This window comes from Actinoplanes awajinensis subsp. mycoplanecinus (assembly GCF_001509495.1).
GTDB classification, from domain to species: domain Bacteria; phylum Actinomycetota; class Actinomycetes; order Mycobacteriales; family Micromonosporaceae; genus Actinoplanes; species Actinoplanes palleronii.
In genome coordinates, this window is sequence record NZ_LLZH01000285.1 from 40,554 (window position 1) to 66,775 (window position 26,222).

The window sequence follows — 26,222 nt, forward strand, 5'->3', positions numbered from 1 at the left end:
GTCGATGATATTGATGACGAACGGGGCCCTCAGAGGCGGAACGTGGAGACCAGACTGTTCAGTTCGGTGGACATCCGGGCCAGTTCCGAGGTCGCCTGCTGGGTCTCCACCACGCCTTGGCTGGTCATCCGGGCCGCCTCGGCCACCCCGGTGATGTTCCGCGCGATCTCGCCGGTGCCGCTGGACGCCTCCGCGACGCTGCGGTTCATCTCGGCCGTCGTGGCGGTCTGCTCCTCGACCGCGGACGCGATGGTGGTCTGGAACTCGCTGATCCGCCCGATCACCGTCGAGATCTCCTCGATCGCGGAGACCGCGCCGCTGGTGTCGGCCTGGATCGCCTCGACCCGCCGGGAGATGTCCTCGGTCGCCCGGGCGGTCTCCTGCGCGAGATCCTTGACCTCGCTGGCCACCACCGCGAAACCCTTGCCGAGCTCGCCGGCCCGGGCCGCCTCGATCGTCGCGTTCAGGGCGAGCAGGTTGGTCTGCTCGGCGATCGAGGTGATCACCTTGATCACGTTGCCGATCTCCGCGGACGAGGCGCCGAGTTTGTTCATCGTCGCCGAGGTGGCCGCGGTGACCGTGACGGCCTCCGACGCGACCCGGGCGGCCTCGGCCGCGTTCTGGGAGATCTCCCGGATCGACGCGCCCATCTCCCCGCTGCCCGCGGACACCGTCTCGACGCTGCGGGACACCTCCTCGGCGGCCGCCGAGACGGCCTGCGCCTGGATCGAGGCCTGCTCGGCGGACGCGGCGATCTGCGCGGTGGTGCCGGTCATCTGCTCGGACGCACCGGCCAGTGAGGCGGCCGAGCCCTCGATGGTGGCGATGGTGGCGCGCAGCCGCTCCATCGCGATGTCCAGCGATCGGGCCATCCGGCCGGGTTCGTCACGGCTGTCGAGGCCGGTGTGCCGGGTCAGGTCGCCCTCGGCCAGCCCGTCGCACACGTAGGTGACCTTGGCCAGCGACTTCACGATCTTGCCGGCCACCAGGAATCCCAGCGCCAGGGCGAGGACCAGCCCGATGGCCAACGTGATGATCGACATGGTCCGGCTGGACTCGTAGCCCGACCGCGCCGTCGCGGCGTTCCGCGCCGCGTCCGCGGTCTCCATCGAGTCCAGGGTGGCCAGTTGGGCGTAGATCTCCTTGATCAACGGCAGCACCTCGCTGTCGCGGATCGACGCCCACTCGGCCAACGCGTTCCGGTTGCCGGCTGGGATCAACTTCTTGGTCGCGACGTCGGTGTAGGAATTCCAATTGGCCTGCAGACCGTCGATCAACTGCGCATCGGAAGCCGGGCCGCTGTCCCGGTAGGCGGCCATCGCGGTTGTGAAATCCTGCACGTCGGCGAGGAATGCGTCGGCGAATTTCTTGGTGGAAGCACTGTCGGTGGACAACGCTTGATTGGCGGTGTCCACCCGGGCCTGCGTCACGACACTCTTGAGTTGACCCACCGCTTTGATGCTCGCCACGTTGCTGCGATAAATGAGCTGGGCCGAACTGCTCGCGCTGCTGAGCGAGACCAATCCGACGATGCCGACGACAAGCGCCACCGCGGCCGCTGTCACCACCGCGGCGATCACCTTGACCCGGACGCTGAGGTCGGCCAGCGAAGCCCGGCGGGGCCGCACGTCCGCTGCTGCGGTGGTGGTGTCGGCAGAGCTCATCCTCACACCCAGGCCTTCCTCGTCGTGGACACCGGGCGCTGCCGGTGATCACCTCACTATGCGACTCCCGGCCTGCTCAGGGCTTCATTCGGGAAACCCCGTGAAAGGTCAGTCCTTGCCCGGTAACCGACTTCGCGGCTGGTCGCCACATTTCGGACCTACGCTGAACCGGCAACAAACCTGATGCCGGGATGGCCACGGCGGGACAGAGGGCACCATGACGCTGTCAGTAACCGCAATTTTTGTCCTGATCCTGCTCTGGGTGTCATGGCGGTATCTCCGCGATCGCGACCCATTGCTCCGTGACGTCATCTACGTTTTCGCCGCGGTGGGCATGCTGTTCGTGCTGGCCCTTTTCACCCGCCTGGTCGGCGAGCCGTCCCGGTCGGTACGCGGACTCGTCTCGGCGCTGCTGCTGGCCCAGCCGGTGCTGACCCTGCGGCTGGCCGGTCGGCTCCGTCCGGTGCCGAGGTCCCTGCTGATCGGCGCCACGGGCGCCTGGGTGCTCAGCGCGCTGCCCGTGCTGGTCCTGCCGTATCCGCTGCCACCCCACGTCATCTGGCCCTGCGTCGTGGCGTTCTTCGCCGTCGAGGCCACGGCGGCGTGGTTCCTGGCGATCGAGGCCCGGAGCCGGGGCGGAGCGGCCCGCCTCCGGCTGTGGGCGGCCTCCGGCGGGACCGCGCTGTTCGGGGTCGCTCTGCTGGTCGCCGGCGGTGGCCAGAAGCTGGCCGCGGACGCCCGCATGATCGCGTTGCTGTCGGCGATCCTGTACCTCCTGGCGTTCGTGCCACCCCGCTGGCTGCGCCGGACCTGGTCCTGGCGGGCGGCGTACACCGTCATGCGCCGCCTGCTGGCGGCTCCGGCCGACGAGCCGGCCGCCCGAACCTGGCAGTGCTACTGCGAGGGCGCCGCGCGGGTGCTCGGCGCGGACGCGGTCGTGGTGCTGACCGCGCCGGCGAACGGCCCGGCGCAGGTGGCCGGCGCGACCGGCCCGAATGCGGGCCAGCCGGAATTCACGCGAGCCGACCTGGACGAGTTACTGACCGGCCGCCAGCTCATCGACGCGCTGGCCGGCTGGACCCAGCCGCCCGCGGTGGCCGTGGCATTCGCCCGGGCGACCGGCACCCGGTTCGTGACCGTGGCACCGGTGGACACCTCCGACGGTCCCGGCGCGCTCCTGGTGCTCGGCCGCTATCGCAGCCTGTTCGCCGAGGACGACCTGGCCCAGTTCACCGAGCTGGCCGGGCAGGCCGCCGCGCTGGCCGGGCGGGCACAGGCCCTGGCCGAGCGGGAGCGTCTGGCCGTGATCGTCGCGTCGTCGCCCGACGCGATCATCGCCACGACCGTCGACGGTGTGATCACCGACTGGAACACCGGCGCCGAGAACCTCTACGGGTACCCGCGCACCGAGGCGGTCGGCCGGCGGACGTCCATGCTGGTCCACCCGGGCCAGCGGGAAGCCGGTCGGCAGATGCTGGCGAGCATCGCCGGGGGCGAGCGGATCGAGCAGCAGCAGGTGCAGCGGGTCCGCAAGGACGGCTCCACCGTGACGGTGTCGCTGACCCTGTCGCCGATCGCCGGTTCGGACGGCCGGATCGCCGGCATCGCCTCGATCGCGCGGGACCTCACCGCCCGGCAGCGCGCCGACGCCAGGTTCGAGGGGCTGCTGGAGGCCGCCCCGGACGCGATCATCGGGGTCACCCGGGACGGCACCATCGCCCTGATCAACGCCCAGGCCGAGCGGCTGTTCGGGTACCAGCGGCAGGAACTGGTGGGCCAATCGGTCGACATCCTGGTGCCGGAACGGCTGCGTGGCACCCATCCCCACCAACGCGACAGCTACTTCACCGAGCCGAAGAGCCGGCCGATGGGCGCCGGGCAGGCGCTGACCGCGGTCCGCAAGGACGGCAGCGAGTTCCCGGCCGAGATCAGCCTGTCCGCGCTCGAGACCGAGCAGGGCATGATCGTCTCCACGGCCATCCGCGACGTCACCGACCGCATGATCGCCCAGGCCGAGCGGGAACGGCTGATCGCCCAGGCCGAGCGGGACGCGAGCGAACGCCGCCTGCAGCACACCCGGCGGCTGGAGAGCCTCGGCCAGCTCGCCGGCGGGGTCGCCCACGACTTCAACAACATCCTCGCCGTGATCACCAACTACACCGAGCTGATCATTGAGACCCTCGAGGACCCGGCGGCCGGCCCGGAGGACACGGCCGCGGTACGTACCGATCTCGACCAGATCGCGCGGGCCGCCGAGCGAGCCACCCGGCTCACCAAGCAGCTGCTCGCGTTCGGCCGCCGGGACATCACCCAGGCGCAGGTGCTCGTGCTCAACCACGTGATCGGTGACGTGGAACCGATGCTGCGCCGCACCCTGGGCGAGCACATCCACCTGGTGACCACCCGGGACCAGCAGCTGTGGCCGGTCTACGCCGACCCCGGTCAGATCGAGCAGATCCTGGTCAACCTGGCGGTGAACGCCCGCGACGCGATGCCCGGCGGCGGCACCCTGTCGATCGACACCACGAACGCCGACATCGACGCCGACGACATGTCCGCGACCAACCTCCAGCCGGGCCGCTACGTACGCCTGCGGGTCAGCGACACCGGCACCGGCATGCCCGCGGACGTGATCGAGCGTGCCTTCGAGCCGTTCTACACCACCAAGCCCAAGGGCTCCGGCACCGGACTGGGCCTGGCCACCGTGTACGGCATCGCCACCGCCGCGGGCGGCGACGTCCACCTCTACTCCGAGTCCGGCATCGGGACCACCGTCACGGTCGTGCTCCCCGCCGTGGACGTGCCCGCCGACGTCTCCGCCACCGACGTCCGGGTCGACGTCACGGCGTCGGCCGGCCCGGCGACCGAGACGATCCTGCTGGTCGAGGACGAGGACGCGCTCCGGCAGGTGGCCGTCCGGATCCTGAGCCGGGCCGGATACCACGTCCTGGCCGCCACCGGCGGCGCCCAGGCCATCCACATCGCTCAGACCCACCCGGACCGCATCGACATGATGCTCACCGATGTGATCATGCCGAAGATGATGGGCAACGAGGTCGCCGCACGCGTCCAGGCGATCCGGCCGTCGTTGCCGGTGCTCTACATGTCGGGTTACGCGGAGCCCGTCCTGACCGAGAACGGCACCCTGCAGGACGGCGTCACCATCATCGAGAAGCCCTTCACCAGCCGGGATCTGCTCTGCCGGGTGCACGGCGTGCTGCATCGGCCGGCGGCCGGGCCGGACGAGCGTGAACCGCTGCCGCGGGACCGGCATCCGCAGGCCCCGCAGCGGCACCCGCAGACCACCTGACCCCGCGACGACGAGCCGGCCCGCGGGTCAGGAACCCGAGTCGGCGGACGCGTCCGGGTCGGCCGAGTCCGTCGGGTCCGGGGTGGCGGTGGGCGTGGCCGTGGGCGCGACGGTGACCGTCGGCGTCGCGGTGGGGGTCGCGGTGGGGGTGGCCGTGGGCGTCGCGGTGGGCGTGGCCGTCGGCGTAGCAGTGGGGGTGGCCGTCGGCGTCGCGGTGGGCGTGGCCGTCGGCGTCGCGGTCGGTGACGGCGTGACGCGCCGGCCGGTCGCCTGAATCCTCGCTGCCGTGAAGACCACGCCGACCTGCGTGCCGGTCACCGTGATCCGGTTGCCGGCGGCGAGAGCGGCCAGGTTCCGCCGGGCGCCGTTGAGAACGATGCGGGTGTCCTCGGGCACCGTGATCACCACGGTCTTGCCCTTGACGTTCTTGGTGCCCGCCTTCGCCGCGACGGTGACCGTCCCGGCGGTGGCGTCGACGGCGGTGACCGTTCCGTTCACCGCGAAGACGGCCTTCGCCGGCTTGGCGGGTTTGGCGGGCTTGGCCGGTTTGGTCTTCGGGCTCTTGGCCGGCTTTCCGAGCGCGCTCACCCCGGACGATGGCTGCGCGAAGGCGGCCACCCCTACGGAGACGGCGGGAACGGTGACCACTACGGACAGGGCGACGGCGACAGCGGTGCGACGCAGATTCACGGTTACTCCTTGATGCGGGGGTGTCGCCAACCCTGGCCCCGCCCGGGTGCGAGCGGGCTCCTCCCCCGGTTGCGATTCAGGTGCTCCCATAGCGTTCAGTTTTCACCCAATGCAACGATGCGTTGCATTGAAATCCTACCCGTTGCAACGATTACGCTCGATCTAGCTGCAACAACGTGGCGGCGTGGCAACTTATCCGTTGCCCGATCCGCGAACGCAACGTAGCGTTTTGCACATCGGAAACAACGGATCGAAGGAGTTCGTCATGCAGCAGTTCGCCACCACCAGCCCGATCACCGCCGTCCTCGACATCCCGGCCGGGCGCATCCAGTTCATCGCCGCCGACCGCGCCGACACCACCGTCGAGATCCGGCCGGCCGACGCCGCGAAGGGCCGCGACGTCAAGGCCGCCGAGCAGATCACCGTCGACTACCGGGACGGCGTGCTGCGGATCGAGACGCCGGCGCCCCAGCACAAGCTGCTCGGCAACTCCGGGGTCGTCGAGGTCACCGTCCAGCTCCCGGCCGGTTCCCGGGTCGAGGCGAAGACGGCGGCCGGCGAGGTCCGCGGGGTCGGCCGGCTCGGCGACGTCACCGTCGAGGGCGCGCAGGGCTCGATCGAGCTCGACGAGAGCGCGGCGGCCAGCCTCACCCTGCTCCACGGCGACATCACCGTCGGTCGTCTGACCGGTTCTGCCCAGATCACCACCCAGCACGGCGACATCCGCGTGGCCGAGGCCGTTGCCGGGGCGCTTGTCCTTCGTACCCAATCGGGCAACATCTCGGCCGATGCGGCCCGCGGCGTCTCCGCCTCCCTGGACGCCGGAACCACCCACGGCCGGATCCGCAACGCCCTGTCGAACACCGGCGGCGCCGGCGTGACGATCCAGGCCACCACCGCTCACGGCGACATCACCGCCCGCAGTCTCTGACTCTCACGACAAGGACCCCGAAACCATGAGCATGACCGAGAACTACCAGACCGCCGAGCTGCTCCTGCGCCGCCCGGCCCGCCCCGGCGAACTCGTCATCGGTGACCGCGTCCGCCCGCGGTGGATCAACGGCAAGGACCATTTCTGGTACGCGGTGAGCACCGGCGGCGGTAAACGCTTTGTGCTGGTCGACCCGGAAGCGGGCACCCGCGAGCCCGCTTTCGATCACGCCCGGCTCGCCGCCGCGCTGGCCACCGCGGCCGGCCACCCGGTCGACCCGGACGCCCTGCCGATCACGGCCATCGACCCGGCCGGATCCACCGTCGAGTTCGACGCGTTCGGCGAATACTGGCGCTGCCACCTGGACACCTACGCGGTCGAGCGCGCCGAGTTCACCATGCCGGGCAGCCCGCTCGACGTGCCGTCGCCGGATCACAAGGTCGCGGTGTCCCAGCGCGGCCACGACCTTTGGGCGCGCTCGCTCACCGACGGCCACGAGTGGGCGCTGACCAGCGACGGCGCGCCCGCCTACCGGTACGGTTCCAGCCCGGAATGCCTCGGCAACGGCACCCTGTTGCGGAAATTCGGGTTGCCACACCTGCCGCCCGCGGTGGCCTGGTCACCCGACTCGACGAAGGTGCTCACCCACCGCACCGACGAACGCGAGGTCCGCGAGACCCACCTGATCGAGGCGCGACCCACCGACGGCGGCCCGCCACAACTGCACACCCAACGGTACGCGTACGCCGGCGACGAGCACCTGCCCCGCGGTGAGCTGGTGGTGCTCGACGTGGCCACCGGCACCGTGGTCCGCGCACAGGCCGAGCCGCTGAACATGCCGATGATGTCCCCGGTGATGGGCGGCTCGGCGTGGTGGGCCCCGGACAGTTCCGCGGTCTACTACCTCAGCCAGCCCCGTGACCGGCGCACGCTCACCTTGCACCGGCTCGACCCGATCACCGGCGCGGTCACCACGGTGGTCAGCGAGACCGGCGCCACCCGGGTCGAGCCGAACCAGTGGGCGTACGACCTGCCGATCGTGCGGGTGCTCGCCGGCGAGGTGCTCTGGTATTCGCAGCGTGACGGCTGGGGCCACCTCTACCGCTACGACCTGCACACCGGCGAGCTGCTCGGCCAGGTCACCACCGGCGCGTGGGCGGTACGCCAGATCCTGCACGTGGACGAGGCCGAGCGGGTCGTCTACTTCGTCGCGGCGGGACTGGTGGCGGAGGACCCGTACCGCCGTACCGTGTGCAGAATCGGTCTGGACGGCACCGACTTCCGTAGGTTGACCGACGACGCCCTGGACCACGTCGTCACGCTGCCGGAGCACTGCCGCTACTTCCTCGACGCCGCCTCCACCGTCGACACCGCCCCGGTGACCACGGTCCGCGACTGGAGCGGGCGGGTGCTCGTCGAGCTGGAGCGCGCCGACATCGGCAAGCTCACCGCCACCGGCTGGACCCCGCCGGAGCGCTTCCGGGTGAAGGCCGCCGACGGTGTCACCGACATCTACGGCATCCTGTACCGCCCGCACGGCTTCGACCCGTCCCGCAGCTACCCGGTGATCGACACGATCTACCCGGGTCCGCAGGTCAACCGGGTCGCGCCGGGCTTCGACCCGGGCGGCATGGGCCTCGACGCGGAACCTCTCGCGGCGCTCGGCTTCGTGGTCATCGCGGTGGACGGCCGGGGCACCCCGGGCCGTGACAAGGCGTTCCACGAGGCCCGGCTCGCCGACGCCGGCACGCTGACCGACCACGTCGCGGCACTGCGGCAGCTCGCCGAGAGCCGGCCGTGGCTGGACCTGGAGCGGGTGGGCGCTTTCGGTCACTCGGGCGGCGGCTTCGCCACGGTCCGGGCGATGCTCGACTTCCCGTCGCTGTACAAGGTCGGCGTGGCGATGTCCGGTTATCACGACGCCCGCTTCTTCAGCCTGGACTTCGTCGAGACCTACGACGGCGCCGGCAACCCGGACGCGTGGCTGAGCGCCTCCAACGTGGAGATCGCCGACCGCCTGGAGGGCAAGCTCCTGCTGGTGCACGGCGAGATGGACGACCGCGTCCACCCGGACCACACACTGCGCCTGGCCGACCGGCTGGTCGCCGCGAACAAGCCCTTCGACCTGCTCATCGTGCCGGGCGCCGAACACGCCTTCATCGACTGCCTGGCCTACGTCCGCACCCGCGCCTGGGACTTCCTGACCCGCGAACTCCTGGCCACCGATCCCCCGGCCTACCGCCCCGCCCCCATCCTCCTGGACCCCGACCTGCTCAGCGAACTCTTCGCCTAACCCGCAGCGCGACGCGGCTGCCCCTCCCGGCCGCCGCGCGCCTCCGGCCCGCGGGCTGGTCCCCAGGGGTGTCTCCCGGCTCGGGAGACACCCCTGGGGACCAGCCGGGGCCGGGACCGCAACGCACGCCGCGGCGCCGGCTGGTGCTGCCGGCTGTCTCGACGCCGCTGAGGCAGCCGTGAACACCAGCCCGGGCCGGGACCGGCCGCTCCGCCGGCGCCAGCCCGGACCGGGGCTGGTCGGTGCCGGGCTCACTCTGCTGGCGTGGGCAGGGTGGGGCCCAGCCTGCGCAGCGGCGACAACGTCATGGCCAGGGGTGACAGCAGCATGGCGGCCGCGGTGAGCAGCAGAGTGGTGCGGAGACCCCAGTGCTCGGCGAGCAGGCCGCCGAGCAGGGCACCGATCGGGGCCAGGCCCATCCCGGCGAAGGAGATCGTCGCGGCGACGCGGCCCTGCATCGCGTCGGAGGTGACCGCCTGCCGCACGGCCATCACCGTGACGTTGACCAGCTGGCCGAACGCGCCGAAGACCAGGTTGACCACGATCAGCGCGGCGACGGTGCCACCGGAGGCTCCGTGCAGGGCGGGCAGGCACAGCATCACCCCGTCGCCGAGGAACGCGGCCGCGATGAGCACCGGGCCATATCCGAATCGGACAGGGAGCCGCGCGGCGAGCAGTGCGCCGAGGACCGCGCCCGGGCCGGTGGCGGCGAGGGCGAGGCCGATCGTCGTACCGGAAAGGTGCAGTTGTCTCGGCAGGAAGAGCAGGTAGGCGGTCATCAGAGCGGCGAAGGACACCTGGAACGCGGCCGAGGCCAGGCAGATCGGCCGCAGCAGCGGGTGATCGGCGACGAAGCGGAGCGCTTCGCGGATCCGCCGGCCGCCGACGGCCGGCTCCGGCACGGTTTCCCGGCGCCGGATCCGCGCGATGGCCAGGACCGACACCACGAAGAACAGCGCGCCGGACACCGCCGCGACCGGCGCGGACAGCAGCGACATCATCGTCCCGCCGAGCGCCGGGCCGCCCAGCTGCGCCACGGATCGACTGCCCTCGAGCGCGCTGTTGCCGCGCAGCAGCTGGTCACGGCGCACCAGCCGGACCAGCGACGCCTGGTAGGCCACGTCGAAGAGCACCGACAGGGTGCCGGTGGCGAACGCGGCGACCAGCAGGACCGGCAGACCGAGGCCACCGACGAGGGCGGCGAGAGCGACCGCGCCCAGGGTCAAGGCCCGTCCGAGGTCCGACAGAACCATCACGGTACGGGTGCGCCGGCGGTCCACCCACACCCCGGCGAGCAGCGTGAACAGCAGTTGCGGCGCCTGGCCACGGCCCGCAGCACACCCAGCTGATCCGCGCCGACGCCGAGCGTCAGCACCGCGACCAGCGGCAGGATCACCAGACTGGTGTGTTCACCGAGTTGAGAAGCGGTCTGCCCGAACCAGAGACGACGAAAATCGGCGTTACGCAGCACGAAGGAACCCCTGGAAGGCGAGGTGGTTTCCGCAGTGCCGCACGTGTCAGGAGCAGCACGCGTCTGACGGGCCGCTCACGGCCATGACGTCAACGCGCGCTCTGACGACCGGGCATCCTCAACTCCTCGCCGGGTTTCCCCTCACCGAACCTGACCATACGTCGACCGCCCGAACTGGCCGCGTGCTCCGCGTTCCCGGCTGGTGCTCAGGGGTGCCTCCTCGTCCTCGAGGCACCCCTGAGCACCAGCCGGGAATCGGGACCGGCACCGCGACCGTCGTCGTTCATGCCCGTGGCGGATGGCGATAGGGTACGGGTGGCCGTGGCACTGCTGGAGGAGGTGAGACCCCGTGAACGTTGGTTCGGTGTGGGTGCTCCCCCTCGTTGTCACAGGTGGGCGACTGACGTAAGGGTCGCTGGGGAGCCTGTCGACGAGTAGCTCTCGGAAAGGCGATGCCTCATGGATATGGACAAGCACGTCGTCGTGGTCACGCGGGTTTCGGAACGGCACTGGCACGCCCTCGACGACGATCAGGTGATCGGGCGCGGTGAGGGAACCCGCAGGCCGGACGGGCGGATGTTTCTCAGCGTCGACGCGTGGGACGGCGCGGTGTTCGCGCAGCTCGCCGCGGCCATGCTCACGGACCTACCGCGGCCGCTCTACACCGTGGTGGACGAGGCCGACCTCGACCTGCTGATCAGCTGGGAACGGATCGGATTCGGGCCCCGGCGCCGGGAGTGGGAGTACGTGATGCCCACCGATCCGCAGCTCACCGGGCTCGGCAAAACCCCGCCGCCGCCGGACGTGACCATCGCGGCGGCCGACGAGGAGCCGCTGCGGGAACTGGACCGGGTCATCCGGGACGAGGTCGAGGCCACCGTCGGATGGCAGAACATGCCTGCCGAGGTGCTGTGGCCCCCGCTCGACCCGGCCAGGTACACCGTGGCGGTGCATGCCGGTGACTACGTGGGACTGGTCCGGGTGGCGCCGCTGCCACGGCAGCCCCGGATCGGGCTGATCGCGGTGCGGGACGGGCTGCGCCGCCGGGGGATCGCTCGGGCGCTGCTGGCCGAGGTCCTCGGCGCGACGCACCGGCGCGGGATCGAGACGGCGTCGGCGGACGTGAACCAGGCCAATGGGGCGGCCATCGCGCTGTTCGAGAGCGTCGGCGCGCGGCGGGCGGGCAGCAACCTGGAGCTGGTGCTCCGCTAAGCCGGTGCCGGGTAACCGATCTCGGCGGCGTCCGCGGCCAGGTTTCGCAGGGTCAGGTCGGGGTTCAGACGGTGGATCAGGTCCTCGGAGAGGGGGTGGTGGGCGAAAACGGACGTGACCGCGTCGAGGTGGACGGTGGTCTCGTAGTAGGCCTCGGCGAAGTCCTGATATGCCGCCGGGGTGCCCTGGAGCAGGACGTGGAACAACCAGCCGGCGCCGTCCGGGTCGTCGCCGTCCGGGAAGTCGATCTGGCCGGCCCGCCAGCGGTCGTCGTCGGGCCGGCGCCACAGGCAGAGGGTCGCTGCCAGCGTGCCGTCGATGAGGAACGCCGGCTCGGTGACCTGCGCGGCGAAGACCTCCGGGAGGCCGGTGAGCAGGCCCGGCCACGGATCGAAGGAGTCGCCGGTGGTGTTCATCGGCGACTCGTGGTCGAAGCCGCGCAGGAACGCGCCGGCCGGGGTGAACACGATCGACCAGGCGTCGCCGGCACCGTTGTGCATCGAGGCCAGCTCCTGGTCCGGTGCCCAGTGCGCGTCGAACGCGTAGTACCTGGTCTCCCGATCCGGGTTCAGGATCGCCTCCACCATGGCCAGGGCCCGGCACCGGTCACGGAGCGACGGGATGCCGGGCAGGGCAGCAGCCAGATCATGGACGGTCACCGCCCCATTCAACCGGACCGCGGGTGGTTCAACGGGTCAAGACCGGCTTCAGTACGTCGTACACAAAGGTGTTGGGGTGTTTCCCGGTGAACCTGTCGGCGAGCGGACCGTAAGCGGTGATCGGCACGTCTTGGCCGGTGTGCGCGGTGGTCGTCCAGTCGATGACGAAGCGGAACGTGCTGCCCTTGACCGGGAACGGGCCGTCCTCGGCGGAGGTGCCGTCACCCGACTCGTCGGCGGCGTTGACCTCCTCGACCGCCAGGCCACCGGTCTCGTGGTCACCGGTCACCACGACCAGGGTGTCGCGGTGCCGGGCGGCGTAGTCACGGGCGACCGTCACCGCCTTCTCCAGCTCGCCCATCGCCTGCAGGGTGCGCGCGCCGTTGTTGTTGTGCGCGAACTCGTCGACACCCTCCTCCTCGATCAGCAGGAAGAAGCCGTCCCGGTCGGTGGCCAGGGTGTCCAGCGCCTTGCGTGCCATGGTGGCCAGGCTGACCACCGGGTCGTATTTGTCGCCCTGGCCCTCCGGGCGCTGCTGGAACATCTCCTGGTTGGCGAAGAGCCCGAGCAGCTTGCCGGGGCCGGCCGCGGCGAGCTGGGCGGGGGTGGAGACGTAGCGGTAGCCGTCGGCGCGGGCCTGCGCGATCAGGTCACCCTTCGTGCCGCGGCTGCCCTCGGTGGGATCCTCGGCGGGCTGATCGGGGTAGGCGCCCGGTGAACCGGCCGGCAGCCACCAGTCCTCGCCGCCACCGAGGATCACGTCCGGCTTGGAGACCTGCAGGTATTGCCGGGCGATGTCGTCCTGCACGGCCCGGTCGGTGGCGTTGGCGAAGAACGCCGCCGGGCTGGCGTCGGTCACCTGCGCGGTGGTGACCAGGCCGGTCGCCTTGCCGGCCGCCTTGGCCTGCGCGCCGAGGGTGGGCAGCGCCTTACCGGCCGGGTCGACGCTGATCGCGCCGTTGTACGTCCGCACGCCGGTGGCCCACGCGCTGGCGCCCGCGGCCGAGTCGGTCACCACGTCCTCGGGGTCGTCCGGGCTGGTGGTCAACTGCCCCGAGGACGGGAACGTGTCCATGGTGAGTTGCCCGTCGAGGCCGGCGTAGTACAGGCGGGCGGCCTCGCGGTGGGCGGCGGCCATCCCGTCGCCGTTGATGAAGATGACGTTGCGGACCGCGGGGCGGCCGGACCCGTGCGGGGCGGCTCCGGTCAGCGGGTTCGCCAGGACCAGACCGGCCGCGGCCAGCACTCCCGTCACGATCGGTGCCGTCACCCGGCGTACGTCCCTGACCATCGTGTCCTCCTCCAGCGTCGGTGTTCACCGCGAGTGTCCGCCCAGTGACGGACGTCGATCCTCAGTAAACGCCTCGGCGGTCGCCAGATCCATTTCAGCAGGTCAGAGGCGCTGGGACAGGACGACACGGCGCCGCGCCGGGTCGATTTCGAGAATCGTGACGGCGACCTCGTCACCGACCCGGATCGCCTCGGGTGCGGCGGCGAGGTCGTTCAGGTGGATCAGGCCCTCGATGCCGTCCGCGACCCGGACGAAGACCCCGAACGGGACCAGCTTGGTGACCGGACCGCGCAGGACCTGCCCCGGATGAACGGTCTCAGCGAACTGCTGGAACGGGTTGGGCCGGGTGGCGCACAGTGACAGGCGGGCCTCGCCGTTGGTGGTGTCGAACTGCAGGAATTCGCAGGTGATCCGCTCCCCGACGGAGACGATCTCTGACGCGTCGGTGAACCAGAGCCAGGACAGTTCGGGCATGGTGATGAAGCCGACGCCGGGGAAGACGGGATGCTTCGGTCCCTCGTCCAGGTCCACGAAGACGCCGAAGCGCTCGATGGCCGCCACCGTGCCGGTCAGCGACTGTTCCGGGCGGAGCGCCCCGAGAAAGGCCCACAGCTCAGGATTCTCGGACTGGTTCACCCACCGGATGATGCCACGGCCGGCGCGGGCTGCTCAGGCTCGGAGCCAGCGGTCGAACCAGGCGCGGGTGCGGTGCAGCAGGTCGAGCAGGATCAGGACCGGGGTACGGATGCGGCCGGCGAAGGAGATCGGGCTGACCGCGTCATGCGGGTGCGGGCCCGGGCCGGACCAGCCGGTGCTGCCGCCGAGAGCCGCGTGATGAGCAGGTCGATTCCGGTCAGGATGTCGGTCCATTCCTCCTGGCCGACTCGGCCGGCGACCCGATCCGACGGCCGTCCGGGGCGAGAGCCGGGGTCTGCGGAGCGCGACCATCCACCACGTGTTCCGCGGTCAGACCTGTCATGCGGGCCAGTGTGCCAACCGGCTGGGCGTCAGGGGTGTCTCGAGGGGGCGGACACACCCCTGGGAGCCAGCCGGGACCTGGGGACGCGCCTCGGCCGGGAGTGGCTGCGGTGTCGCGCGAGACCGGCACGGGACGTGGCTTGTAGCCTACGGACGAGCGCTCGTTATTCGTACCATATGGGGTTTTAAGCGAACGTCTCGGTGCCGAGGACCGTGAGCAGGGAGAGTTTGTCGTTACTCTCCGTGCCGGGCGAGGCGGTGAAGATCAGCAGGGACTGGCTCTGGTCCGGGTCGAGCAGGGTTTGGCAGAACAGGTCGAGGCGGCCGACTTCGGGGTGGACGAAGCGTTTCGCGTTGCTCCAGCGCAGGCCGACCTCCTGACGGTGCCACAGCTCGGTGAACTCCGGGTATTCCTGCAGGTCAGCGACCAGTGACGCGGCCGGCGAGCCGGGACCCTGTGCGGTCATGACGGTGCGCAGGACGGCGACGTAGACGCGGCTGTGCAGGTGATGGTCCTCGGGCAGGTAGCGGTCGCGGGCGCGCGGATCGGTGAACCAGCGGTAGAGGGCGCTGCGGGCCGGGCCGGTGTGCCGGGTCTCGTCGCCGAGCAGTGCGACCGCGGGCGGGGTCTGCAGCAGCGTCTCGCCGATCGGGCCGACGATCTGGGCCGGGGTGTCCTGCAGGCGGTCCATGACGCGGAGCAGTCCGGGGCTGATGTGCGTGTCGCCGCGGTGCTGGGGTTGCCGGCGGTGACCGCAGAGCAGGAACAGGTGGTCACGTTCGTCCGGGGTCAGGCGAAGGCCGCGGGCGATGGCGGCGGCCATCTGTGCGGATGGTTGCGAGCCGCTGCCCCGTTCGAGGCGGGCCAGGTAGTCGGCGGACATGTCGCACAACTCGGCCACCTCCTCGCGGCGCAGGCCGCTGGTGCGCCGGCGGGGGCCGCGGCGCAGTCCGACGTCCTCGGGTTGCAGGGCTTCCCGGCGTCCGCGCAGGAAGGCGGCCAGGCCGTCCCGGTCCAGTGCTGTGTCCACCCGCTCATCGTCCAGCAGCCGGGCGGTGGTTAGCCACGCCCTGGCATTCAGCGGTTGAGCAGGGCCTTCATCCGGGTGGGCCGAGCGGCGCCTACTGGAGGCCCCCTACTCGAGGAGTTTCGGTAATGGCCAAGTGGACCGCGGAGCAGCTGACGGGCATGACCGGTAAGACAGTGGTGATCACCGGCGCGGGCGGCGGGATCGGGCTGGTGACGACGCGTGAGCTCGGGCGGGTCGGCGCGCACGTGGTGCTGGCCGTGCGTGACGTGCACAAGGCGCGGCGTGCGGTGGCCGGGATGCGCGGAGAGTTCGAGGTCCGGCGGCTCGATGTCGCTGACTTCGATTCGGTACGACAGTTTGCCGCGTCCTGGACCGGTGACATCGACGTGCTGGTCAACAACGCCGGGGTGATGGACGTCCCGGCGGCACGCACGGCGCAGGGGTTCGACGTGCAGACCGCGACCAACTACTTCGGGCCGTTCGTGCTGACCGACCTGTTGCTGCCCCGGATCACCGGCCGGGTGGTGACGGTCGGCAGCCAGCTGCACCGGTTCGCCAAGCTGGACCTGTCCGATCTTGATTGGCGGGCTCGCAAGTACAACTCGCTGGCCGCCTATGAGGCGTCGAAGCTCGCGGTGGTGCTGTTCTCGCTGGAATTGCAGCGCCGGCTGACGGCGGCGGGCAGCCCGGTCCGGTCGGTGATCGCGCATCCGGGGGTGGCGCGGACCGGCCTGGTGTCACATTCGACATTGGGCCTGATCAATCGGATGCCGTTCCTGGTCCAAGGGGTGGAGCAGGGCGCGTTGCCGCTGCTGTACGCGGCCACCGAGGACGTGCCGGGGAACGCCTACGTGGGGCCGGACGGGCTTTTCAGCTTCACCGGGTATCCGCTGATCCGCCAGCCCAGCCGGGCCGGGCAGGACGCGGCGGTGGCCCGGCAGCTGTGGGAGGCGACGGCCGCGCTCGTCGGCTAACCTCCGCCCGGCAACGTCCGGGCGAAGCCGTCGAGCAGCCAGGTCAGCCCCTCGTCGAAGTCCGCGATCCAGTCGTCACCGGCGCCGCGCAGCAGCCAGCCCAGACCCGCACGGCCACGCGGTTGTGGCTGCTCCCTCCGGCCAGCTGAGGCAGCCGTCACCGCCAGCCGGGCGCGGTCAATGCCGCTCAGCCCATTTTGATCTCGGTGGGGCTCTGCGGTCTTGGGGTGGTTCCCGATGTGTTCGGCGCGGGTGGGTAGGGGTGTTGTTGCGGGCCGAGATGTCCAGTCGCTCGGTGTTGTTGTAACGGTCAGCGTTGTTGGTGATCGGTGCCGGTGCGGTGGAAGTCCGCGCTCGGCACCGAAGGGGCGGCAGCCGTCCGCGCTCGGCGCCGAAGGGGCGGCAGCCGTCCGCGCTCGGTCGGGTTTGGGGCGGTGGCTGTCCGCGGTCGGGTTGTGCGTGCGGTTACCGCCCCCAGGTGGGCGGTAACCGCACGCGATCTGGCATTGCGGACTCTTACCGCCCCGCCCAGCAGTGACAGGTGCATCCGAGCGGGCATGTGCACCCCTCGCCGGCCACAGGGTGATCGAGGGGCGACCAGCCGGCGATTAGCGTGCTCGACGCTTCCCGGGCAGACACCGTGTTCACCCCTCGGTCGGGACCGGTTACATCCCGGCCGCGAGCGCACGGCCGCGTACTCGCCGGCAGCCGGTCACCCGCGCCACCGCCAGGGCCGGGATGACCTCGCGGGCCGGGCGGTTCCGGCCGCCACCGGCCCATCGAGATCAACTTAAGCTGAGCGGCATTGGGCGCGGTCAGCTGGTGCTGGCGGCCGTCTCGGATGGCCGGAGGCAGCCACCAGCACCAGCCGGGGCAGCAGCAGGTGGCGGTCACGGCAAGGCGGGGGCGGGCGGATCACCGTCCTGATCGGAGGAAGCGGCGGCCGGAAATCCGGCGGCACGCACTGTCCATGATGGCTGATCGCAGGATTTCGGGCTGGGCGGCGGGCGGTAGATTCCGGTCAAGGCGGCCGGCCACTGCGTGCGGGGGATAGATGACGATGCGTGTTCTCAAGCCACTTGAATTGGACCGGCTGGTTCGGAGCAACCGGCGGTTGAAGATTTCGATGCTGGTCACGATCGCGGTGGTGCTGCTCCTGCTCGTCGTGCTGATCGCCACCGACACCGACTTCCCGGTCGGGCTCGGGGCGCCGATCGGGCTCGCCCTCGGTGCGCTGCTGCTCATCCCCCAACGTCGGCTGCTGTCCGAACTGAACCTCACGGCCGCCGAGGGTCGCGCGATCTTGGAGGCCGAACGGCTGCGACGCAATGGCGTGGCCGACCTCCCACCGCAGGCGCGCGCCCAGCGCGAGACCTTGCGCGGACGCATCTGGATGGCCGTGGGCCTGATCAGCATCGTGATCTTCGTGGTGGCCGCGCGGTACTTCTTCAGCAAGGCCGGGCAGACGGTCGAGGAGGACGCGCCCACCGACGTCTGGTTCGGGGTGAGTTTCTTCGCCGGGTTCGCCGCCCTGTGCGTGGCACCCGGCGCACTCTGGCAGGCGAAGAACCACCGGGAGGCCGCCCGCGCCTTCGAAAGCTTGGGCGTCGAACCCGCCGAGTGAGCCGGCCCGGATCAAGCCATCCGGATCAAGCCGCCCGGATCAAGCCGGCCGGATCAAGCCTCGGTGATCGCTTGCAGGGTTTCACGGAAGGCGGCGTAGGTCGCCGCGCCGAGTTCCGCGGCGTGCCGGCGTTCGATATCGGCGACGATGCCGTCGGAGAGGTCCATCCACTCCCGGCCGCGGGCAGTCGGGACGATCAGGCGGGCGCGACGGTCGGCCGGGTCCGGAACGCGGGAGACGTAGCCAAGTTTCTCCAGTTCGTCGAGGATCGCGCCGATCGTCTGCTTGTTACGACCGGCGAGACGGGTGAGCTCGGTCTGACGGGAACCCTCCTCGTCGAGATAGGCCAGGACAGCGCCGTACTGCGGGCGCAAGTCGCCGAACCCCAGCTCGGCGCCGCGGCGGAACAACTCGGACTGGAGGCTGAACAGCAGCCGGGCCGCCAGCATGCCGAGGTCCGGCGACTCCGTCTTGCGTGCGGTGCGACCCATGTAACCTACGCCACCCTTCTGGATTAGTCCACAGATTGGACGGTCCAAATTCTGGACTATATTGTGGTAGTAGCCGAAGCGACCTGGAGGATCTCATGGCCACCGTTGAACTGACCCGATTCCGCGTTGTCCCGGAGCGTGCCGCAGACCTGGTCGCGGCCCGGCCTGCGATGCTCGCCGACTTTCGCGCCGACCGCGCCGGTTTCCGCGACGCGCACCTGGTGCAGCTGCCCGGCGACGAGTGGCTCGACATCGTGTTCTGGGACAGCCCAGCGGACTTCGCCGCGTCCCGGGCCAAGGGCGCCAACCTGCCCGGTATCACGGCCTTCTTCGCCGCGATCGCCGAGCTGATCAGTTCAGAGGAGGGAGCGGAGCAGTAGCCGGCCGAGCCGACGGGCACTCCGAGGGCGCGGAGCCGCAAACCAGCCGAGCCAAGCAAGCGCCGAGCCCAACTACTCCGAGGAACTGCAGAGCGGTGGGCAACCGCGCCGATCTGGTCAGGTTCGGGGAGGGGTGCCACGCCGGGAGGTCAGGCCAGGTCGGCGTCGTGGACCAGCAGGGCGATCTGGGTGCGGTTGTCCAGGTCGAGCTTGGTCAGGATGTGCGACACGTGGGTCTTGACCGTGGCCAGGGTCATGTCGAGGGAGCGGGCGATCTCGGTGTTGCTGCCGCCTTGACCGATGGCGATCACCACGTCGCGTTCCCGGGGGCTGAGCGCGGCCAGGGTCGCGCGGGCCCGGGCGTAGGCGCCGGCCTGGACCGCGACCCGGTCCATCAGTCGGCGGGTGATCCGCGGCGACAGGATCGGCTCGCCGGCCGCAACCTGGCGGACCGCCTCGGCGATCCGGGCCGGTGGGGTGTCCTTGAGCAGGAAGCCGCTGGCTCCGGCGCGCAGCGCGTGCAGGATGTTCTCGTCGGTGTCGAAGGTGGTCAGCACGATGATCTCGGGCGGTCGCGGGCGGGCCCGCAGGCGCCGGGTCGCGGTGATCCCGTCGACGCGCGGCATGCGCAGATCCATCAGTACGACGTCGGGGGCGTGCGCGTCGACCATGGCCGACACCTCGTCGCCGTCGGTGGCCTCGCCCACCACGATGATGCCCGGCGCGCCGTCGAGCATCATCGTCAGCCCGGCGCGGACCAGGGCATCGTCGTCCACCACGAGCACGCGCACCGGAGTGTCGTCGCCGAGCGCACGTACCGGGAGGTTCACACCGGCCATGGTATCGACGCGTGCAGCCGGAACTCGCCGCCGATCTCCTGATGGTCGAGCGTGCCGCCGGCCAGGCTGACCCGTTCGGTGAGCCCGACCAGGCCCGCTCCCCCGGACCATGCGGGTGGCGCGGGCCGGGGTGGCAGTTTATTTCGTACGTCGATCAGCAACCCCGCGCCGGGACCACCGCGCAGCTCGACCTCGACCGGCTGGCCCGCGGCGTGTTTGCGGGCGTTGGTGAGTCCCTCCTGGATCACCCGGTACGCGGTGCGAGCCACCGCCGGTGGCGCCTCGGCCGGCTCGTCCACCGCGTCGCGCAGCAGCACCTCGGTCCCGGCGTCGCGGGACTCGTCGACCAGGCGCGGTACGTCGGCGAGCACCGGCTGCGGACGAGTGCCCTCCCCCGTCGGCGGCTCGTCGTCGCGGAGCAGCGAGATCACCTCGCGCAGTTCCTCGAGGGCCTGGTGCACCCCGGCCCGGACCACCCCGGCGGCCTGCGACAGGCGCTCGGGCGAGGAGTCCGGCCGGTATTCCATCGCGCCGGCGAACGTGGCCAGCAGCGACAGCCGATGCGCGAGCACGTCGTGCATCTCGTGGGCGATCTTGCGGCGTTCCAGCATGCGCGCCTCGGCCACCCGGCGGCCCTGCTCCGCCTCGGCACGGCGGGCCCGCTCGTGCAACGACCGGATCAGCGCCTCCCGGGCCTGGGCCCACGCGCCCCAGCCGAGCAGCGCGCCGTATCCGATAGTGATCAGCGCGAGCCACCAGCCGTAGGACATCCCGCCGTTGGCCCGCCAGACACCCTGGACCGCGTGCGCGACGACACCACCGGCCGCGACGGCGATCGCGACCGGGAAACGGCGGCGGCGCGCCACCTGGAGCGCGCCCATGGTGGCCGGCGCGGTGGCGACCGGCGACAGCGCGGCCAGGACGGTGAGCACGACCGTGCCGAGGACCGGCCGCCAGAGAATCAATGGGGTCAACGCCCAGCTCAGCACGCCGATGACCAGGTCGAACACGAACAGCGATCCAGTCGGCTGGTCGCTCCACCAGGACACCAGCGTCACCGCGATCAACACTCCCGAAACGGCCGTCACGACGGCGACCGCGCCGACGATCTCGTGCCGCCCGCGCTCGGCCGGCTCAAAGGCATTCACACCGACGACCCGGACAACGCGCACATGCCGCAGGCCCGGAAGAGCGCAGACCCAGCCGAGACAGCCGGTCCGACGAAGGCGCAGGCAGGCCCGGCCGGGACAAAACCGACATGGGCCGACGCGCGCCTGGAGAGAGCAGACCCGGCCGAGGCAGGCTCGACGGAGGCGGAGATGTTCACCAGGCGACGGTAACCGGCAGGTGGCGAGCGGCGACACCATCCAAAGTTGTAGGTACCACCGTCGAAGGCGGGTGGCCGGGCAGCCCGCGGTCCGATGTGGCCGGGGTGGCCGGACCGGCACGCTCAGCGGCATGACAACCGAGATGCGTACCAGGAAGAACTCGACCATCGGCCGGGCCGTCACCGTCGCCGCCGGTACCGCCGGAGCCCTCCTGCTGTGGGTGGTCGACGACCCGTGGGCCGGCCACGACCTGACCGTCCGCCAGGGTGGCACGGTCCAGCACGTCGGCCCGGTCGCGGTCGCGGTGACCGCCCTGGTCGCCGGCCTGGCCGCGTGGGGCCTGCTCGCGGTGCTGGAGCGCGGCACCCGCCGCCCGGCCCGGACCTACCGGATCATCGCGACGATCGTGCTGCTGATCTCGCTGGCCGGGCCGCTGGGCAGCGGCGTCGACCTCGGCAGCAAGCTCGGCCTGCTCGGCCTGCACCTGACCGTCGGCCTGGCGCTGATCATCGGCCTCCCGTCCCGACGCGGCTGCTGAACACCAGCGCCGCTACCGAGTGTGTGAAGTTTAGGTGCGGAGCGCACCCAAACTTCACACACAAGCCACGCACGCACCGCGAGCACCCCGCACACCGCGAGCACCGCCAGACGGGCGAGCACCGCGAGCACCGCGAGCAGCGCGAGCAGCGCGAGCAGCGCGAGCAGCGCGAGCAGCGCGAGCAGCGCGAGAAAACACGGGACGCGCGGAGGCGGGTTGGGGTTTTGGCTGGTCAGAAAATTGTTTGACAGTGCCGATAATCTGATCCTCCGTATCTTCGGCGGACCGTGAGAGCGGACGGCGAGAGGCGAGGGGGCCCTGCCCTCTCGACACTCTGGAGCCACGATGCACCGGGCACCCGCCCTCCCCTTCCTGCTCGTCACCGTCTTCGTCGACATGCTCGGGCTCGGCCTGATCGTGCCGATCACGCCGGCCCTGCTCACCGCCGTGACCGCCGATCCGGGCACCGCCGCACTCTGGTCCGGGCTGCTCGGGTCGGTGTTCGGGCTGCTGCAGTTCGTGGCCGCGCCGCTGCTCGGCCGGCTCTCCGACCGGTACGGCCGGCGTCCCGTCCTGCTCACCTCACTGGGCTGCCTCGGCGTCGACTGGCTCGCCCACGCCGCGCTGCCGAGCCCCTGGACCCTGCTGGTCTTCCACGCGATCGCCGGGGCGTGCGCCGGCACGAACACCGTGGTCAACGCGTACATCGCGGACGTCACCCCACCGGACGGGCGGGCCAAGGCGTACGGGCTGATCGGCGCGGCGTTCGGGCTCGGGTTCGTCGCCGGACCGACCATCGGCGGGCTGCTCGGCACCGTGGACGTACGGCTGCCGTTCCTCGCCGCGGCGGCACTGTCGTTCGCCAACGTCGCGTACGGATGGTTCGTCCTGCCCGAGTCCCGGGCCGGCGACCGCAGCACCCCGCTCACCCTCCGGACCACGAACCCGATCTCCGCGGTCCTCGACGTGCTGCGCCGGCCGGTGCTCGGGCGGCTCGCGCACGCCCGGCTCTGGAGCGACGTGGCCCGGATGATCCACCAGTCGAGCTGGGCGTTCTTCCTGACCTACCGGTTCGGGTGGGGCACCGCGCAGGTCGGCGCCGTGATCGCCGGCAGCGCGCTGGCCGGTGCGCTGTTCCAGGCGCGGGCGGTCGATCCGATCGTGCGGCGGCTCGGCGACAAGCGGGCCGCGGTCGCCGGCGGCCTGGTCGGTGTCGTGAGCTTCGCCGGCATGGTCGTCGCCTCCGCGCCGTGGATGCTCTTCGTGCTGCTCACGATCGGAGTGCTGGGTGCGGTCGGCGCCGCGGCCGGGCAGGCGTGGATCTCGCGCGCCGTCGGGGACGCGGAGCAGGGCGCGGTGCAAGGTGCGCTGACCGGCATCGGCGCGCTCGCGGAGACCGCTGTTCCGGTCGCGGGCGGCGTCGTGTTCGGGTGGTCACTTTCGTACGGAAATCCGGGTTTGATTTTTGTCGGCGCCGCGGGTTGCGCGGCCCTGTCGGTGCTGATCCTGGCGGTGACCCCGCAGCACACGGAGCTTCGTTCCAGCTGATCAACGCGCTGTTAAAGATTGACCACCATCAGTGACATATTGATCAGCCCCCACTAGCATCCACAGACATCGTATTGATGTTGATCAGTGGGGGCTGAGCATTGAACGAAGTCAGCAGACGTCATCTCCGGAGGGTGACCACGATCCTGGCGATCGGGGTCACCACCGTGGGTCTCACCACGCCCGGCGCGAACGCGAAGGCGCCGGACGATCCGGCAGCGCGCACCTACGCACAGATCGCCGCGCTCCAGCAGCTCAAGAAGTCGTTCACGCCGGCCGAGCGCAAGCTCGACAGCCGGCTCGCCATCGAGCTACGTCAACGCGGCGGCAAGGTGCCGGCCGGCGCGCTGCCCAAGGTGTCCACCGGTGTCGAGGTATCAAAATCGGGCACCACCGAGGTCGAGGTGCACGCCGACAAGGTCGGTGACGACCTGCTCGCCCGGCTGCGCGGGGTCGGCGCCGGGATCCGCTTCCCGTCCGCGGCAACCGGCACCGTGCTGGTCGAGGCGCCGCTCACCGCGCTGCCGACGATCGCCGGTTGGAAGGACGTCACCGGCGTCAACCTGAAGCACGGCCTGATCAGCAGCCGGGAGACCGACCCGGGCAAGAAGCCGGTCACCGAGTCGAAGTCCGCAAAGGTGGCCCGGATCGAGGGCGCCCTGCAGGCCGCGAAGGCCGCCGCGCCGAAACTCGCCGCACCCAGTCAGGGATCGGTCGTCTCGGAGGGTGACCGCACCCACGCCGCCGACACCGCGCGGACCAAGTACAAGGTGACCGGCGTGGGCGTGAAGGTCTGCGCACTCTCCGACGGCATCGACTCGCTCGCCGAGTCGCAGGCCACCGGTGACCTGCCGGCCGACCTCGACGTGCTGCCCGGCCAGGAGGGTTCCGGCGACGAGGGCACCGCGATGCTGGAGATCATCCACGACCTGGCGCCGACCGCGAAGCTCGGCTTCGCGACCGCGTTCACCAGCGAGGCGAGCTTCGCCGAGAACATCCGCGCGCTGCGCTCCCAGGCGCACTGCGACATCATCGTCGACGACGTCGTCTACTACCACGAGAGCCCGTTCCAGGACGGCCTGCCGGCGCAGGCGGTCAACGCGGTCACCGCGGACGGGGCGTACTACTTCAGCTCGGCCGGCAACGAGGGCAACACCCTCGACGGCACCTCCGGCAACTGGGAGGGCGACTTCGCCGACTCGGGCAAGGGGATCGGCAAGTTCGCCGGCATCGCGCACGACTTCGACCCGGGGCCGGGCGTGCAGGTGTTCAACCCGCTGTCGCCGAACAGCGCCGGGCGGGTGACCACGCTCTGGTGGGCCGACCCGCTGGCCGGCTCGGCCAACGACTACGACCTGTACCTGACCGACTCGGCCGGCAACGTCACCGACTTCTCCCAGGACACCCAGGACGGCGACGACGATCCGTTCGAGATCCTGGCCGCCGGCTCCGGCGCGGGTCAGCGCCTGGCCGTGGTGAAGTACGCGGGCGCCGACCGGTACCTGCAGCTCTCGGTGTTCCGCGGCCGGTTCGTGGACGTGGGCGCGCTCAAGGGCTTCTCCACGCCCGGCGTCACCCGCGGGCACAGCGCCGCGGAGAAGGCGTTCTCGGTGGCCGCCGCACCGGCTGCCGCGCCGCTGCCGTTCGCCCTGGAGACCGGTGACCCGGCGAACCCGGCCGGGCCGTACCCGGAGGTGTTCACCAAGCAGACCAAGCCGGAGCGGTTCACCTCGGACGGCCCGCGCCGGATCTTCTTCAACGCCGACGGCACGCCGATCACGCCGGGCGACTTCAGCGCGACCGGCGGGACCGTGCGGGCCAAGCCGCAGATCACCGCGGCGGACGGGGTGCGGACGTCGATCGCCGACTTCGACCCCTTCTTCGGTACGTCAGCAGCCGCACCGCACGCCGCCGCGATCGCCGCGCTGGCGCTCTCCGGCAACCCGGGGCTGTCCAACGCGGAGATCCGTACCACGCTGACCGGCACCGCGCTGGACCTGACGCCGGCCGGGTACGACAACCGCACCGGCAGTGGTGTGGTCCGCGCCGACCTGCTGCTGCGCAACACCGGCGCCACCCCGCAGCCGCTGGTCCAGGCCGGCACGCCGACGGTCACGCCGTCGACCGGTGACGGGGACGCGTACCTGGAGCCGGGTGAGCAGGCGACCGTGGCGCTGCCCGCGGTGAACAACGGCGACGGCACGGCCACCGGCGTGAACGTGGTGGTCGACACGGACGACCCGCTGGCGACGGTCACCCCGCGGGCCGTGTCGTACGGGAACCTGGCCGCGGGCGCCACCAAGTCGAAGAACTACAAGCTGAAGCTGGCCGCCGGGTATCCGCTCGGCCGGCCGGTCACGCTCCTGGTGAAGATCTCGTTCGCCGGTTCGCTCTCGCCGACCACCAGCACGGTCGTGGTGCCGACCGGGCAGCCGTCGGCGACGGTCACCGACTTCGCCTACACCGGCCCGGTCACCCCGGTGCCGGACAACGACCCGACCGGCGCCACCGCGACCGTCGACGTCAGCGGGGTCGGGTACGCCTCCGGCCTGACGTTCTCGATCGACGGCACCACCTGCACCACCGACACCGCGTCGACGACGGTGGGGCTCGACCACACCTTCGTCGGTGACCTGACCGGAACGCTTACCGCACCGGACGGCCGGACGGCGACGCTGTTCGCCCGGCGGGGCGGCGGCGGCAACAACCTGTGCCAGGTGGTGTTCGACGACGCGGCGGCGACCCCGTTCGCCACGGTGACGTCGAGCAACGCGCCGTTCACCGGGTCGTGGAAGCCGGCCGGCGCGCTGTCGTCGCTGCGGGTCTCGCCGGCCGACGGCACGTGGAAGTTCACGGTGACCGACGCGGCGAACGCGGATGTGGGCTCGATCCGGGCCTTCTCGCTGCACCTGACCGGCTTCGCGCCGGCCTGACGAGAAAGCCGGCCTGACAAGAAGGCCGGCCTGACAA

22 protein-coding genes and 1 pseudogene are annotated in these 26,222 nt (G+C 71.0%); 10 read left to right on the forward strand and 13 right to left on the reverse strand.

Translation table 11 applies throughout. The features are described 5' to 3' along the window. Positions 1-29: 29 nt before the first annotated feature. A complete protein-coding gene (locus tag ADL15_RS30915) occupies positions 30-1,664 on the reverse strand; it encodes a methyl-accepting chemotaxis protein (RefSeq protein WP_067698536.1) in 1,635 nt (544 codons plus the stop codon). 217 nt (positions 1,665-1,881) lie between these two features. Here ADL15_RS30915 and ADL15_RS30920 point away from each other — a divergent pair, with 217 nt between their 5' ends. Further along, entirely contained in the window at positions 1,882-4,974 is a 3,093-nt protein-coding gene (locus ADL15_RS30920; protein ID WP_198171085.1) for a PAS domain S-box protein, read from the forward strand. Positions 4,975-5,001: 27 nt separating this feature from the next. Here the strand turns inward: ADL15_RS30920 and ADL15_RS54535 are convergent, their stop codons facing one another. Further along, a complete protein-coding gene (locus ADL15_RS54535; RefSeq protein WP_067698540.1) occupies positions 5,002-5,664 on the reverse strand; it encodes a hypothetical protein in 663 nt (220 codons plus the stop codon). 265 nt (positions 5,665-5,929) lie between these two features. Here ADL15_RS54535 and ADL15_RS30930 point away from each other — a divergent pair, with 265 nt between their 5' ends. Both ADL15_RS30930 and ADL15_RS30935 read left to right on the forward strand, forming a co-directional pair. Beyond that, the gene (locus ADL15_RS30930) at positions 5,930-6,595 is read left to right on the forward strand and encodes a DUF4097 family beta strand repeat-containing protein (RefSeq protein ID WP_067698607.1); all 666 of its coding nucleotides are present in this window, start codon (positions 5,930-5,932) and stop codon (positions 6,593-6,595) included. A 25-nt stretch (positions 6,596-6,620) separates the two neighbouring features. Then, complete coding sequence (locus tag ADL15_RS30935; RefSeq protein WP_067698542.1) at positions 6,621-8,888, forward strand: S9 family peptidase; 2,268 nt, start codon at positions 6,621-6,623, stop codon at positions 8,886-8,888. A gap of 251 nt (positions 8,889-9,139) precedes the next feature. Here ADL15_RS30935 and ADL15_RS30940 read toward each other — a convergent pair whose 3' ends face one another. Together ADL15_RS30940 and ADL15_RS54540 are read right to left on the reverse strand one after the other, a co-directional pair. Further along, positions 9,140-10,174, reverse strand: a complete 1,035-nt coding sequence (locus ADL15_RS30940) for an MFS transporter (protein ID WP_338025586.1) — start codon at positions 10,172-10,174, stop codon at positions 9,140-9,142. Continuing rightward, positions 10,141-10,359, reverse strand: a complete 219-nt coding sequence (locus ADL15_RS54540) for a hypothetical protein (protein ID WP_198171087.1) — start codon at positions 10,357-10,359, stop codon at positions 10,141-10,143. Before ADL15_RS54540 ends, ADL15_RS30940 begins: the two co-directional genes overlap by 34 nt. Before the next feature lie 459 nt (positions 10,360-10,818). Here ADL15_RS54540 and ADL15_RS30945 point away from each other — a divergent pair, with 459 nt between their 5' ends. Beyond that, positions 10,819-11,571 (forward strand): GNAT family N-acetyltransferase, encoded by a 753-nt coding sequence (locus ADL15_RS30945; RefSeq protein ID WP_067698544.1) that lies wholly within the window; start codon positions 10,819-10,821, stop codon positions 11,569-11,571. Here ADL15_RS30945 and ADL15_RS30950 read toward each other — a convergent pair. From ADL15_RS30950 to ADL15_RS30970, 5 genes and pseudogenes are all read right to left on the reverse strand, one after another. Continuing rightward, positions 11,568-12,230 (reverse strand): hypothetical protein, encoded by a 663-nt coding sequence (locus ADL15_RS30950; protein ID WP_067698546.1) that lies wholly within the window; start codon positions 12,228-12,230, stop codon positions 11,568-11,570. The two genes, ADL15_RS30945 and ADL15_RS30950, sit on opposite strands and share 4 nt — an antisense overlap. 28 nt (positions 12,231-12,258) lie before the next feature. Continuing rightward, a complete protein-coding gene (locus ADL15_RS30955) occupies positions 12,259-13,521 on the reverse strand; it encodes an alkaline phosphatase (protein ID WP_083971953.1) in 1,263 nt (420 codons plus the stop codon). Positions 13,522-13,623: 102 nt separating this feature from the next. After that, positions 13,624-14,157: a S1 RNA-binding domain-containing protein gene (locus ADL15_RS30960; RefSeq protein WP_067698548.1), complete on the reverse strand. Its 534-nt coding sequence runs from the start codon at positions 14,155-14,157 to the stop codon at positions 13,624-13,626. Positions 14,158-14,190: 33 nt separating this feature from the next. Then, positions 14,191-14,513, reverse strand: a pseudogene (locus tag ADL15_RS30965) (hypothetical protein); the annotation flags it as partial. Positions 14,514-14,684: 171 nt separating this feature from the next. Further along, complete coding sequence (locus ADL15_RS30970; RefSeq protein ID WP_067698551.1) at positions 14,685-15,530, reverse strand: helix-turn-helix transcriptional regulator; 846 nt, start codon at positions 15,528-15,530, stop codon at positions 14,685-14,687. Between the two features lie 125 nt (positions 15,531-15,655). Between ADL15_RS30970 and ADL15_RS30975 the strand changes: the two genes are divergently transcribed. Beyond that, complete coding sequence (locus ADL15_RS30975) at positions 15,656-16,504, forward strand: SDR family NAD(P)-dependent oxidoreductase (protein WP_067698553.1); 849 nt, start codon at positions 15,656-15,658, stop codon at positions 16,502-16,504. Here ADL15_RS30975 and ADL15_RS53350 read toward each other — a convergent pair. Beyond that, entirely contained in the window at positions 16,501-16,665 is a 165-nt protein-coding gene (locus tag ADL15_RS53350) for a hypothetical protein (RefSeq protein WP_157441706.1), read from the reverse strand. The genes ADL15_RS30975 and ADL15_RS53350 overlap by 4 nt on opposite strands. A 965-nt stretch (positions 16,666-17,630) precedes the next feature. On the opposite strand from ADL15_RS53350, the gene ADL15_RS30980 reads away from it, so the two are divergent. Beyond that, positions 17,631-18,128 carry a hypothetical protein gene (locus ADL15_RS30980; RefSeq protein WP_157441707.1) on the forward strand — a complete coding sequence of 166 codons (498 nt, stop codon included), beginning with the start codon at positions 17,631-17,633 and terminating at the stop codon, positions 18,126-18,128. 53 nt (positions 18,129-18,181) lie between these two features. On the opposite strand, the gene ADL15_RS30985 is transcribed toward ADL15_RS30980, so the two are convergent. Then, a complete protein-coding gene (locus ADL15_RS30985) occupies positions 18,182-18,619 on the reverse strand; it encodes a MarR family winged helix-turn-helix transcriptional regulator (protein ID WP_067698557.1) in 438 nt (145 codons plus the stop codon). A gap of 95 nt (positions 18,620-18,714) precedes the next feature. Between ADL15_RS30985 and ADL15_RS30990 the strand changes: the two genes are divergently transcribed. Continuing rightward, positions 18,715-18,999, forward strand: coding sequence for an antibiotic biosynthesis monooxygenase (locus tag ADL15_RS30990; RefSeq protein WP_067698559.1), 285 nt, complete (start codon positions 18,715-18,717; stop codon positions 18,997-18,999). Between the two features lie 149 nt (positions 19,000-19,148). Here the strand turns inward: ADL15_RS30990 and ADL15_RS30995 are convergent, their stop codons facing one another. Together ADL15_RS30995 and ADL15_RS31000 are read right to left on the reverse strand one after the other, a co-directional pair. Further along, entirely contained in the window at positions 19,149-19,838 is a 690-nt protein-coding gene (locus ADL15_RS30995) for a response regulator (RefSeq protein WP_067698561.1), read from the reverse strand. Further along, complete coding sequence (locus ADL15_RS31000; protein WP_083971956.1) at positions 19,826-20,986, reverse strand: sensor histidine kinase; 1,161 nt, start codon at positions 20,984-20,986, stop codon at positions 19,826-19,828. Before ADL15_RS31000 ends, ADL15_RS30995 begins: the two co-directional genes overlap by 13 nt. Before the next feature lie 310 nt (positions 20,987-21,296). On the opposite strand from ADL15_RS31000, the gene ADL15_RS31005 reads away from it, so the two are divergent. The 3 genes from ADL15_RS31005 (at position 21,297) to ADL15_RS31015 (ending at position 26,185) form a co-directional block, all read left to right on the forward strand. Beyond that, positions 21,297-21,704 (forward strand): DUF6069 family protein, encoded by a 408-nt coding sequence (locus ADL15_RS31005; RefSeq protein ID WP_067698613.1) that lies wholly within the window; start codon positions 21,297-21,299, stop codon positions 21,702-21,704. Between the two features lie 345 nt (positions 21,705-22,049). Then, positions 22,050-23,252: an MFS transporter gene (locus ADL15_RS31010; RefSeq protein ID WP_067698563.1), complete on the forward strand. Its 1,203-nt coding sequence runs from the start codon at positions 22,050-22,052 to the stop codon at positions 23,250-23,252. Positions 23,253-23,386: 134 nt separating this feature from the next. After that, positions 23,387-26,185, forward strand: a complete 2,799-nt coding sequence (locus ADL15_RS31015) for a S8 family serine peptidase (protein ID WP_067698565.1) — start codon at positions 23,387-23,389, stop codon at positions 26,183-26,185. The last annotated feature ends 37 nt before the right edge of the window (positions 26,186-26,222 follow it).